We start from the raw sequence: 12,424 nt of genomic DNA, 5'->3' as shown, positions 1-12,424 counted from the left end.
AAAGCTCCACCCGTTACTCTTTGTTCTCGTATTTCTTCATAAGCGCCGCGAGCTCATCGTCAACGGCTTTATTCTTGCCGAGCGCTTCGAACTCATCGTCCAGCGACTTGGCTTTGCTGTTCATCTCATTGCTTGCTTCCGCTTGCGCTTCAGCCTGCAGCATTTTCTCTTCCATGCGCTTCAATCCGGACATCGCCGTATCGGAGCTGAAGCCTGCCATCGATTTGTTAATCTCAGCTTGCGCTTTCGCTGCTTTGTAACGGGCAACGAGCGTTTCACGCTTGTTCTTCATTTCAGTCAGCTGCTCGCGCATTTCACCCAGCTTGGAGCGAAGATTGTCTGCGGATGCTTTGTTCTGATCGTAGCTGACTTTGTATTCGTCACGCTTCTGCTCGGCTGCTTTCTTCTCTTCCAGTGCACGTCTTGCCAGCTCGATATTCTGCATGGAAGCGGCTGTGTGCGCTTGTTCTTCACGTTTCTGAACAAGTGCATCCTGCTCTTCGTACAGCTGCTTGAACCGTTTCTCGATCGCGATTTGGGATGCAACGGCTTTCTCCGCATCCTCCAGATCCTCTTGCATATCGCGGATATATTGATCGGTCAGTTTAATCGGATCTTCGGCTTTCTCAATAAGAGAATATACGTTCGACAAGGTAAGGTCGCGCAATCGTTTAAATACAGACATGTTTCGTTTCCTCCTCAAAATGGTGTTCGCATGCGTTCATGTTCTCTAATACGACAAGTGAATCCATTCGTTTCACAAATATTCGGTCTTGTTGCAGCCTTCCCCTAATTTACCATAGGAACGTCAGACAAGAAAGAGCCTTTCGCAGTTGCAATCGCGAAAGACTCCTGATCATTCTTATACGCCCCAATTTGCTCTTGCATCCTCCATGCTGACCGTCGGGCCTGCATGCCAACCATAATGACCTTTCGGCTTCGCGCCGATCCAGCGCTCATCGACCGGCTCCGACTTGAGCTGGTATCTCGTATCCGCGCTGAACCGGTAACGGTTCGTTTGATTCGTTAGGGAGCCGTGCATCGTATACATCCCGAACAGAATCGCATCCCCGGCTCTAAACTCCGCCGTCGCCCAGCAGCCGCCATACTGGTTGATCAATTCCAGCGGATCTGATGAGAACCAGCCGTCCACGCGATCGCGATCGACATCCATCTGACCATACGTTTCACGTATGCGATCGAAATGCTGGGAGCCAAGCAATATCGCAAGCCCGCCTAATTCATACGGAATATCGTCAAGCGGTGTCCATAGCGTGTATAAATTTTTCGTACCGCGCCCCATGTAGACGATATCGTAATGGGCACCCGTGAATCCGCCCGTCTCAACGGCGCGCACCCATTTGTAATCGTAAGTGATACATTCGCCGCCGAGGAATCGTTCGAAGAACTGCATCGTCGACTCGCTGTTCACAACATCAAGCAGCTCCTGCGGTTGATTCTCGCTGCCTTGGAAACCCGCTGCCTTATTGCTTGCATTTATGACGCCTTCTTCCAGGTCCGTGCCAGGCATCAGCTTGCCTTGCTCATTGATGCGCTGCAGGAAAGCCAGCCTTGCCTGCTGTACTTTCGTGCGATTATGAAAATCTCTGATGAACAGATAGCCGTCTTCTTTCAGCCTTTCGCGCAGTTTCGCTTCGTCGTCAAGGATATCGTTGGACTCCCTCAGTTCCGTCAAATAAGGACCGTTCATGTCCAACTCACATTCGCCGATTTTCACCTTTACAGTCATATCAATTCCTCCCAAAGTAACATTGTCCTTGATACTTATACTTGTATGTATAGAAATTCGGCGCCGAAATGTATGTACCTTCCTTTATCAAGGAACAAGAAGGAAATAGGGTCATAGTCCACCAATTTCATAAGACTGACAACTACACCATTAAACTTGCTGGAATGAATAGGAAATGGCTCATTGAGTCTAGGTAGTGGTCAGTCTTGTCGATTGGCGTAACTATGCGCCGGGATTATTCGGTTTCAGCAGCATATTAAGCTGCTCCAGCAAGCCTCCGCCGCTGCTGCCCATGAGCGAGATCGTACCGATCTTCTCGCAGATCTTCTCGAGATATTCCAGCTCTTTCAGACGAAGCAGCGTCTGATTCTCATCCATGAGCTTCGCCGTATTCAGCAAGCTCCGGGTTGCCGCTGTTTCTTCTCTTCTCGTGATGAAGTTAGCTTGTGCCCGTTTCTCAGCTAGAATAACCGTGTTCAGAATCTCCTTCACGTCTCCTGGAAGAATGATATCCTTCACCCCGGCAGATAGAAATTCTACCCCGTAATCCCCTTGCTTCTCGCGAAGCCGTTGAAGCACGAATTCGCTTACCTCCCGCTTCATCTGCAGCAATTCATCGAGCTTTAATGTACCCACATACTCCCGCAATACGAGCTGTAAGGCAATATGCAGCTGCTCCTCAACAGAACGGATTTGAATGGTTTGAAGCGAATCCTTAACTTGGTACTGACACACAAAGTTGAGCCGGAGCGGCACTTTGTCCTGCGTCAACATCTCTTGACCGGTCAAATCGATCTGCTGCCTCCGCAGATCAATCGTTCTCACGATAACCTGAACATTGCTCCTCCAGAAGTAATATTTCCCCGGTCCAAGCTGCCGCTCTAATACATTGTTGTAATAGAGCAGACCTGTTTCCTGCGCACCAACATCAAATATCTGTACCAAGTTGCCTAGATGAGGCAATATTGCTAAGTCAATTTGGGGCGTCAGCTCCGGTTTGGTCAAGTCAACACGCACAAACGAGTGTTTCTTGAGCACATTCCAGAAGGCATACTTCCCTGTGCGATATAAGCCAGCGAACTTACCGTCCTCGTACCTTAGCGCCAATTCGGCGTCCGACATATCCAGAACGATAAGGTCCGCACGCAGCCGCTCGTCATGCAGGAAGAGTTCCAGATCTTTACCGGGAACCTGAAAAGGCTTCGTAATGTCAAGTACCTCTACCTTTGCATCACTGAAAGGGGAGAAACGGTAAACTCCCGGCTCCAAGTACCGTACGTAGCTTCCTTTTTGGAATAGTAATCCGCGTTGGTCGCTTTGAATGTTGATTTTCGTGAACATGTATATCAAACCTCCTAGGGGTTGTTGAAGAACGCTAAGTTGAATCTGATCGAGAGCTCTCCCGATATCAGGCAGCGGAGTTGCGCTTAAGCATGTTACGCTGTGCACTGTCTCTGAGGTTTTCCGGTGGCAGGGGCTGCCTCATCAAGCATCTGGGCTGCTCTGCCTTCCCTATTCATCTCAAAGACAACTTGCATGGCGAGTTCATGCGGTATCCGCGAACTGCAAGCTCCTGCTTCAGTGTCCGCTTCGGACTGAGAGCTCCGTCATCAGAATCGTGTAGTTTCGACTTGACGTCGAATTCGGCTAAACCATAGTCGCTTTACAGGCGATCGGGGATTCGAACCCCTTTTCAGAGCTTGAAGTCATTCCCGGCCTACAGCACACTTCGGCACATCGTGCCAAGTACTGCGGGATGAACAGACATCCTCGCCCGGTTAGGCCGGTTGAGCAGCAAGCTCCTTTATTATCATGCAAGCGCCGCATGGCGAACATGGCACAAGTATTACGACGTCTTCGAAAATATAAAAAAACCGACTGATTCTTCAGTCGGTTTCATGCCTTATATGGTTGCTTCTAATAATGCACTACTCTCGTTTACTGTCTTTCTCATTGCCGCGTTTGAAATTTCCGGTCACCTTTGCCATGACAAGCTGAACGGCTTTGAAATCCTGTCCGCTGATTCGGGTCAAAAACTTATCCGCTTCTTTACCAACTAAAGACGTAACCTGCCTTCCCATATACGAAATAAACACCTTATTGTCCTTCGTCACCCGATAAGTGAAAACTTCCTCATCCAGACGATTCCGTTTGTCGATGTTACTCATTGCAATCCCCTTCTCCGGTTATACATCATTGCGAATTCCTTACGACTAACGAATTCGATCCGCTGTAGTCGAATTCCTTGAACGATCTGCAATAAACCGGAATGAATCACAATAAAAAACGTCTCGGAATTATCCGAGACGCTGCGTAAGCTATCCTTGTCCTTGAGTCAATAAGAGAGTGGACCAATACTTCCGTGCATTGGCATTCCGCAGATGGAGCGTCGTCAGTTTGGCGTTCCCTGCCTCACCGGGAGGCGCAAGAAGCAGTTTATCGCCGCTTAAATCCTCGATGACGCCGACGATGCGGTATCCCTGCTCCAAATACCCGTCGATGGCCGCTTTCTCCGCCAGAAATTCGCTGTGCTCCGACATGGCGCCGATTCACCCTTTCTCGCTCAAGCTGACGTACTTATTGCGACGCAGAAAATTGCCGCTTCCCGGCGTGCCGACAAACTGCTGATCTCGGATAATAAACTCCCCGCGGCTGAGAACGGATACCGGAACTCCCGTTACGGCCATCCCTTCAAACGGATTGTAATCGACATTCATATGATGCGTTTCGGACGAAATAACCCGCTTGACGGTCGGATCAAAAATGACGATGTCCGCATCGCTGCCGACGGCAATCGTCCCTTTCTGAGGGAAAATGCCGAATAGCTTCGCAGCTCGGGTAGCGATAATATCAACAAACTGGCTGAGACCAAGCCTGCCTTTCTCGACTCCCTCGGAATAGAGCAAGCTGAATCTGTCTTCGATGATCGGGCCGCCGTTTGGTATTTTGCTGAAGTCGCTTAAACCAAGCTCTTTCTGCCCGTTGAAATTAAACGAACATTGATCTGAGCCGACCGTCTGCAGCTGCCCATTCTTCAGCGCATTCCATAATGCCTCTTGATGTTCCTTCGCGCGCAGCGGTGGCGACCACACATACTTGGCTCCCTCGAAATTCGGCTTCTCTAAGTACGAGATATCGAGGAGCAAATACTGCGGGCAGGTCTCTCCCCATACGCGCAGTCCGTCCAACCGTCCGTCGGCAATTTGCCGCACCGCTTCCTCGCAAGTCACATGTACGACATACAGCTGCGAATCCGCGAGTCCGGTCAAGCGCACAGCTCGCCCGGTCGCCTCGCCTTCCAATACGGAAGGGCGCGTCAAAGCATGATAGATCGGCTCCGTATGCCCTGCTGCCAATGCTTGGCGGATTAAATAATCGATGACGTCGCCATTCTCCGCATGCACCATAACCAAAGCGCCATGCTCCTTAGCACTAAGCAAGGTACGATACAGTATGCCGTCATCGGCTTGAAGGACGTTTTTGTAAGCCATGAACACTTTGAACGATGTTATCCCTTCGTCGTTGATGATGGCCGGCAGTTCCTCCAGCACCTCATCCGTAATCTCACTGATCATCAGATGGAAACCGTAATCGATGACGGCTTTCGCTTGCGCCTTCTCATGCCATGTTCGAATCGCGCTGCTGAGCGGCTTCCCCTTGTCTGTCAGGCAGAAGTCGATGATCGTCGTCGTACCGCCGTAAGCTGCCGCGATGGTGCCGGTCTCGAAATCATCAGCGGTAATCGTACCGCCAAATGGCATATCGAGATGCGTATGGGGATCGACGCCTCCGGGGAACAGATAACAGCCCGCAGCATTAATAACTTCCGCTTGAGGCGCTAACCGAAGCAAATCGCTGCCGATTGCGGTGACAATCCCGTTCTCGATGAGCAGATCCGCGCGGCTAACGTCCGCAGCGGTTACGATTATACCGTTTTGAATGATTTTGGCCATCCTGCTCATGCCTCCTTCCGCTGCTTAAGCGTCGCAATCGCCGCTTGTCGTTCATTCCATGTCATGGCGATGCCGGACGCAGGCTGCTCGATCATTTCGATAGCGCCTTCGACCGGACAGACGATCGCGCATAAATTGCAGCCGACGCAATCCTCTTCCCGCACCTTCAAATAACTCCGACCCGTGTCATCCGTCAATCGGTCAATGCATTGATGAGACGTATCCTCGCAAGCGATATAACATTTGTTGCAGGAGATGCATATTTCGGTATCGATCTGCGCCGTTACGGCATAGTTCAAATCCAGGTTCCCCCACTCGGTATAACGCTCCACCGAGCGGCCGGTCAACTCGCTGACGCTCGCAATCCCTTTGCTGTCGAGGTAATTGTTCAAGCCGTCAATCATATCCTCCACGATTCGAAAACCGTGGTGCATCGCAGCCGTGCAGATCTGCACGCCGGTTGCGCCCATCAGCATGAATTCGACGGCATCCCGCCAATCCGAAATGCCGCCGATGCCGGAAATCGGCACATCGATACGCGGATGCCTTGCACATTCCGCTACCATGTTCAGCGCGATCGGCTTCACGGCAGGTCCGCAGTATCCGCCATGCGAGCCCTTGCCGCCAACATGCGGTATCGTGTTCCAGGTGTCGAGATCGACGCCGGCGAGCGAATTAATCGTGTTAATCAGCGATATCGCATCCGCACAGCCTCTGACGGCTGCCAGCGCCGTAGCGGTAATATCGGTAATATTCGGCGTCAGCTTCACAATTACCGGCGTGCGTGCCGCTTCCTTCGCCCAGTAGGTTTGCTTCTCAACCAAATCAGGCTGCTGACCTGACGCGGAGCCCATCCCGCGTTCAGCCATGCCATGCGGACAGCCAAAATTCAGCTCAAGCCCGTCGACGCCAACGGCCTCCACCTTCTTGACGATTTCATGCCACTTATCCCGCTTCGGCTCCACCATCAGAGACACGACAAGCGCGCGATCAGGGAACAGCTTCTTCGTCTCGGCGATTTCCTTCAAATTCACTTCAAGCGGTCGATCCGTAATCAGCTCGATATTGTTGAAGCCCGCGACCCGTTGTCCGTTAAAATGAACGGCGGCGAATCGAGATGAGGTATTGATTATGGGATCGCCGAGCGTTTTCCACACCGCGCCGCCCCAGCCTGCTTCAAACGCGCGCTGCACCTGATACCCGGTATTCGTAGGCGGAGCAGATGCAAGCCAGAACGGGTTCGGTGATTCGATGCCAGCCAAATTAATCCGCAAGTCAGTCATCGGAACGTCCTGCCTCTCCTAGAAATTTAAACGCTGTCTGCCGCAAGCTGACGATAGATTGCATAAGCAGCAAGCTTCCCTTGCTGAGCAGCCGAGACGACCATCGCTTCCCCTTGCCCATCACCGAAAATAATATCGCCTGCCGCGTAAATGCGCGGGTTAGAGGTTAAATAGGTCGCTGAATCAACCGTTACAATGCCACGTTTATGCGCCAATCCAAACTGATCGATCAGCGATACATGCCTGGACTGTCCGATCGCTTTCACGACCGCATCTGCCTCAATGGTGAACTCACTGCCCGGTACTTCTACCGGCCGCGCTCTGCCGCCTTCTTCAGCGGCTTCGAGCTTCATGCGAATACACTCGATTCCTTTCACACGGCCCTGCTCGTCTCCAATAATGTGAAGAGGCGCGGTCAACCAGCGAAAAGCAACGCCGTCGCTCTTCGCAAACTCATACTCAAACTCGTAGGCCGTCATCTCCTGCTGCGAGCGGCGATAACAAATTTCCACGCGAGAAGCGCCCATACGTACGGAGCAGGTTGCCGCATCAATTGCGGTGTTGCCCGCGCCGATAACGACGACATTGCGGCCGGCAAGCTCCGCGGTAAGCGATACTTTCGTTAATTCCACAAGCTCGATTGCATCATATACACCTGCCAGCTCTTCACCGGGTATGCCAAGCATCGGCACCTTCGACATGCCCGCAGACAGCAGCACTGCGTCATATCCGCCGAGCAGCTCCTCCGCGGAAATGTCGCGGCCGACTGCCGTGTTCGTGCGGATCTCGACGCCTAACCGGCGCACCTGCTCGACCTCCCACAACGCGATCGGCTGCGGCAGCCGGAACGACACGATGCCATACGTGTTCAGCCCGCCTGCTTGCTCCTTCGCTTCAAACACGGTCACCGCAAACCCGAACCGGGCCAGCTCCCGTGCAGCCGACAATCCTGCGGGCCCGCCTCCGACGACAGCAACGGACCGACCGTTACGTTTACCGGCCGTGAATAGCTGCTGCTCATTCTTGATGGCCCAGTCCGTTGCATAACGCTGCAAGTCTCCGATGCGAATCGGCTTAGAGGAATGATTAAGCACACATGCGCCTTCGCAGAGTTCCTCTGTCGGGCAAACACGCGAGCAGCTCGCCCCAACGGGATTCGCATCCATGATGGTACGGGCCGAACCGGTCAGGTTGCCCGTTGCGATTTTTTTGATGAAGGAGGGGATGTTAATGCCTGTCGGACAAGCTTGTATGCAAGGCGCGTCGTAGCAGTAAAGACAGCGGTTGGACTCTTCGACGGCTTCCTTCGGCCGCATCCCCGCCTTCACTTCGGCAAAATTTCGCTTTAACGCTTCAACCGAAATAAACAAGGCTTATCCCCCTTTCTCTTCGCCCTCTACCGTAGACATGCGTACCATTGTGCGATACAGCAGCTCTACTCCCAGCTCGATATCCTCCGGCGTGGAATACTCCAGCGGATTATGGCTGATTCCATCCTTGCACCGGACGAAAATCATCCCGTAATCGCACACATGAGACATGGCCAGCGAATCATGAAACGGACCGCTCATCAGCTCAGGCGGCGCGTATGCAAGCAGCTCAGCTGCCTCTTCATGCATCACTTGCTTGATTCGATCCGCACAATATCTCGCTTCGCTGTTCGTATCCTCGCGCACCGTGTAGGATAAACCGTGCTCCTGTGCCACCTCTTCCAGAATCCGCCAAAGCTGCGTCTCCCGTTCTCTTCTACGCTCCATGTCGATATCCCGGAGATCGATTGTGAATGTCACTTTCTCCGGAATGATGTTGCGCGAGTTCGGGAATACGGTCAATGCGCCTACAGTTCCGACTGTTGGCGCTCCGGGCTCTGAGCGAGACAGTGCATTCAGCGCCGAAATGACGCTGGCTGCCCCAACCAGTGCGTCTCTGCGCATCGGCATCGGCACGGAACCGGCATGCCCTGCAAATCCCGTCATCTCGACCGTCAGCCAAAGCGGACCGGATATCCCGCTTACAATGCCGATCGGGCGACCCAGCGCTTCCAATACCGGTCCCTGCTCGATATGCAGCTCCAGAAAGGCGCCGACGGCTCCTTCTTGATAACGGGCTGCCTCGAATGCATCCGGGTCACCGCCAAAAGCAAGCAGCGCCTCGCGTCTGGTCACGCCTGCGGCATCTGTCCGTTCCAGCTCTCCTTCCTCCAGCTTCCCGGTGATGCCCCGGACTCCGAACAATCCTTTGTTGAAGCGGCAGCCTTCTTCATCGCAGAAAGCGGCAATCTCGATTGGCATCGCGGGCACAATGCCTTGCTCTGCCATGGATTGCACCGCCTCCAGCGCGCCGAGCACGCCGATGACGCCATCGAATCTTCCGCCATAGGGCTGCGAGTCGATGTGCGAACCGGCCATCAACAGCGGCTTACCGGCATCCTTGCCCGGAAGACGTCCGAATAAATTGCCGAACGCATCGATTCGAGTCTGCAATCCGGCTTCATCCATCCATCGTTTGACCAGCAGCACACCTTGCAAGTCCTCTTGCGACAGCGCTAGGCGGCAAACACCGGTATCGCCAAGCTTGCCGATCTGTGCCAATTCATCGATTCTGCGATGCAGTCGCTCTCTGTTTATCGCCGGGCTCCCGGATGCTGTCATATGCCTTCGACTCCTTTCTTGTTCAGCTGACAGGCTGGGAAGCGGTTAGAGCCTCGATTGCCGCAATGACGGTTCCCGCTATAAATTCAAGCTCTTCATCCGATGTAATCAGCGGCGGACATAGCGTAATAATGTTGTTGAAGCCCGGAACGGTATCGCCGTTCTTGCCCACAAGCAGGCCTCGGCGCCTGCATTCCCCGATGACGCTGAGCATCTTATCTGCCGCTGCCGGGACCTTCGAAACGTGATCCTCCACAAGCTCAATGCCGCATGCCGAACCGAACAATCGAATGTCGCCGACATGCGGATGCGTTCGCAGCACTTGGAGCCGCTGCCCCAGCTCTTGACCCAAATAGGCTGACCGTTCCACCAACCCTTCCTCTTCCAAAATCGCCAAGTTCGCCAGCGCAACCGCGCACGATACTTGATTCCCCCCAAACGTGTTCACATGCCGGAAGTGACTGTTCGCCTCCTTCGCTTTGAAGCTGTCGTACAAGCTCGCACGGACAGCCGTTGCGGAGAGCGGCGAGTACCCGCTGGTCAGTCCTTTCGCCATCGTGACGATGTCCGGCACGACACCGTAGTTGTGATGTCCGAACCGCTCTCCCGATCGGCCAAACCCGCAAATGACCTCGTCTATAATGAGCAGTACGCCATATTTATCACAAATCTCGCGTACCTTCGGCAAATATTCGGGCGGCGGGACGATCATTCCCCCACCGGTTATGACCGGCTCCATGATGACGCCTGCGACGGAATCCGCACCTTCCCAATTAATCGCGTCCTCGATGGCTTCGGCGCATTCCAGCTTGCAATTGCCATAGGTTTGTCCAAACGGGCAGCGATAGCAATACGGCGGCGGCACATGCTCGAAGCCCGCGCCAAGCGGCTCGTATTTCAGCTTGCGCTGTGCTTGACCGGTTGCGCTGAGTGCGCCGAAGGAGCTGCCGTGATAAGCGCGATGCCTCGCAATAAATTTATGGCGGGACGGCTCCCCATTTTGATGAAAATGCTGCCTAGCAATCTTGAAAGCTACTTCGTTCGCGTCCGAGCCGGAATTGGAATAGAAAATACGATAATCGCTGCCCAGCCATTCGTTGATCTTCTCCGCCAGCTCGATGGCCGGAACATGGGACTGCATCATTGGCGAATATGCGATTGTCTTCATCTGCTCATAGGCAGCCCGCGCAATCGTCTCTCTGCCATGGCCGACATTGACGCACCACAGTCCCGACATGCCGTCGAAATACCTTTTGCCCTCCGCATCCGTTATCCAGCAGCCATCCCCGGAAACAAAAATCAGCGGGTTATCATTATGAGGCGAGATATGATGCCAAACATACTTCCGATCCTTCGAAAGCCATTCCTCCGCGCCCGATACCGGTTGATCGCCGCTCATTTTTCCCCACCCTTTCGCCCATGTCGCTCTACTTCTTAGTTCAGTTTATTCGGCCTCTTTCGTCGATATGGCAATAGGTTGTCATTTCTTATTCCGCTCTACATAATATGTACATACAGGAATGCTCATCCAAACCGGGAGGTCACTGATGATGATCGAAAACTGCATCCTTACGCAGATTGAGCTCATTTCAACCGACAATTGTTACGTACACCGGATTGTGCAAACAAGGCAGGGCGATACCGTCATTCTCTACTCCCCGACCGGAAGTTTTGATATCCATGCGAGAATTGTGTTCGCTACCGGGATTGCAACCAAACGTCATCTTAATGACCTCAATATGTACATCACAGCTGTTGATGGACGACGTGCTTGGAATCTACAGTACATTCGCATTTTGGGTGAGAAAATCAATCAAGGCTACGGTTCATTAATGATGGAACAGTTACTAACGCGGGCTGTGGAGGAGAATATTCGTTCTATCGAGGGACGTATGCAGGCCGCCGAACATAAGGAGCATCTGGAGAGACTCCGTCATTTCTACACCAAGTTCGGCTTCACAATCGATGAGCAGAATCAAATTCATTGGACCAATAAAAATTTTTAAAATGGGACTTGCATAAATTATTTTTTCTGTGGTAAGATACGTCTTGTGTTTCGGTAATCACGCGCGCCGGTGTAGCTCAGTTGGTAGAGCAACTGACTTGTAATCAGTAGGTCGGGGGTTCGAATCCTCTCGCCGGCACCACTTACCGCGGGACGTAGCTCAGCTTGGTAGAGCACCTGGTTTGGGACCAGGGGGTCGCATGTTCAAATCGTGTCGTCCCGACCATATATACATAATGTATCATAGAATAGAGTTATAGAAGAGAATCTTGAGCCCTAAGCTCAAGGTTTTTTTTTATTTTGATTCGTGGAGGTGGTGAGACCCCTCGGCGTTCGCCTGTGCGGGCGGAGCTTAGCGGATATGAGCTCGGCGTCTTACCGCTAGGTCCTCTTCGAGTAAGCATAGTCATCTATTAAATCGGGATTGGGGCATCCCTTTCTTAAGTGACCATGCAAGTGTCAAACCCCAGACTTCAAGGGGGCTTATGGAGCGACCCCCTCAAGGCTAGTGATACGGACATTGGTGTCCGTTAACATCGATTAATAGTAATTTTAGCTTTCTTGCGGTCATTTGTGTCCATAAGCGAGCCTAAAGGCAGAGAAAACCGTGAAATATTCTTTCTAATGGTCATTCGTGTCCGTTAACACAGGGAATGTACTTTTTTTGTTATAATGGTCAAAATTGACCGCTGGACAGGTCCGCTTACGCTGTTGTCCATTCTGAACAATGAATACATTCATTGCTACAAACTTGTCTTATATTCCTTTGGTCTGTCTAGTGG

General features: G+C 52.5%; 11 protein-coding genes and 2 tRNA genes. 3 read left to right on the top strand and 10 right to left on the bottom strand.

The annotated features are described in order from the left end of the window. Window positions 1–13: 13 nt before the first annotated feature. From BM412_RS06235 to BM412_RS06190, 10 genes are all read right to left on the bottom strand, one after another. Complete coding sequence (locus tag BM412_RS06235; protein ID WP_091215274.1) at window positions 14–685, bottom strand: PspA/IM30 family protein; 672 nt, start codon at window positions 683–685, stop codon at window positions 14–16. Window positions 686–862: 177 nt separating this feature from the next. Then, the gene (locus BM412_RS06230; protein ID WP_091215271.1) at window positions 863–1,750 is read right to left on the bottom strand and encodes a phytanoyl-CoA dioxygenase family protein; all 888 of its coding nucleotides are present in this window, start codon (window positions 1,748–1,750) and stop codon (window positions 863–865) included. Window positions 1,751–1,972: 222 nt separating this feature from the next. Next, window positions 1,973–3,091: a slipin family protein gene (locus BM412_RS06225; RefSeq protein ID WP_091215269.1), complete on the bottom strand. Its 1,119-nt coding sequence runs from the start codon at window positions 3,089–3,091 to the stop codon at window positions 1,973–1,975. Between the two features lie 587 nt (window positions 3,092–3,678). Next, window positions 3,679–3,918, bottom strand: a complete 240-nt coding sequence (locus tag BM412_RS06220; protein ID WP_091215266.1) for a hypothetical protein — start codon at window positions 3,916–3,918, stop codon at window positions 3,679–3,681. Between the two features lie 150 nt (window positions 3,919–4,068). After that, entirely contained in the window at window positions 4,069–4,290 is a 222-nt protein-coding gene (locus BM412_RS06215; protein WP_091215263.1) for a hypothetical protein, read from the bottom strand. A gap of 9 nt (window positions 4,291–4,299) precedes the next feature. Further along, window positions 4,300–5,703, bottom strand: a complete 1,404-nt coding sequence (gene hydA, locus BM412_RS06210; protein WP_091215262.1) for a dihydropyrimidinase — start codon at window positions 5,701–5,703, stop codon at window positions 4,300–4,302. 5 nt (window positions 5,704–5,708) lie between these two features. Then, window positions 5,709–6,986, bottom strand: a complete 1,278-nt coding sequence (gene preA, locus BM412_RS06205; RefSeq protein ID WP_091215260.1) for an NAD-dependent dihydropyrimidine dehydrogenase subunit PreA — start codon at window positions 6,984–6,986, stop codon at window positions 5,709–5,711. A gap of 26 nt (window positions 6,987–7,012) precedes the next feature. Next, window positions 7,013–8,356 (bottom strand): NAD(P)-dependent oxidoreductase, encoded by a 1,344-nt coding sequence (locus BM412_RS06200; RefSeq protein ID WP_091215258.1) that lies wholly within the window; start codon window positions 8,354–8,356, stop codon window positions 7,013–7,015. A gap of 3 nt (window positions 8,357–8,359) precedes the next feature. Beyond that, window positions 8,360–9,637: a M20 family metallo-hydrolase gene (locus tag BM412_RS06195; RefSeq protein ID WP_091215255.1), complete on the bottom strand. Its 1,278-nt coding sequence runs from the start codon at window positions 9,635–9,637 to the stop codon at window positions 8,360–8,362. A 22-nt stretch (window positions 9,638–9,659) separates the two neighbouring features. Next, window positions 9,660–11,036, bottom strand: a complete 1,377-nt coding sequence (locus BM412_RS06190) for an aspartate aminotransferase family protein (RefSeq protein ID WP_091215253.1) — start codon at window positions 11,034–11,036, stop codon at window positions 9,660–9,662. Between the two features lie 148 nt (window positions 11,037–11,184). Between BM412_RS06190 and BM412_RS06185 the strand changes: the two genes are divergently transcribed. The 3 genes from BM412_RS06185 (at window position 11,185) to BM412_RS06175 (ending at window position 11,868) form a co-directional block, all read left to right on the top strand. Continuing rightward, complete coding sequence (locus BM412_RS06185; RefSeq protein ID WP_177245683.1) at window positions 11,185–11,643, top strand: N-acetyltransferase; 459 nt, start codon at window positions 11,185–11,187, stop codon at window positions 11,641–11,643. Between the two features lie 65 nt (window positions 11,644–11,708). Continuing rightward, window positions 11,709–11,784, top strand: a tRNA-Thr gene (locus tag BM412_RS06180). Window positions 11,785–11,791: 7 nt separating this feature from the next. Next, window positions 11,792–11,868: transfer RNA gene (locus BM412_RS06175), tRNA-Pro, on the top strand. The last annotated feature ends 556 nt before the right edge of the window (window positions 11,869–12,424 follow it).

This window comes from Paenibacillus sp. BC26, from assembly GCF_900116125.1.
GTDB lineage: Bacteria > Bacillota > Bacilli > Paenibacillales > Paenibacillaceae > Paenibacillus_Z > Paenibacillus_Z lignilyticus.
The sequence above is the reverse complement of the archived record's forward strand: the minus strand, read 5'-3'. Positions and strand labels throughout refer to the sequence as shown.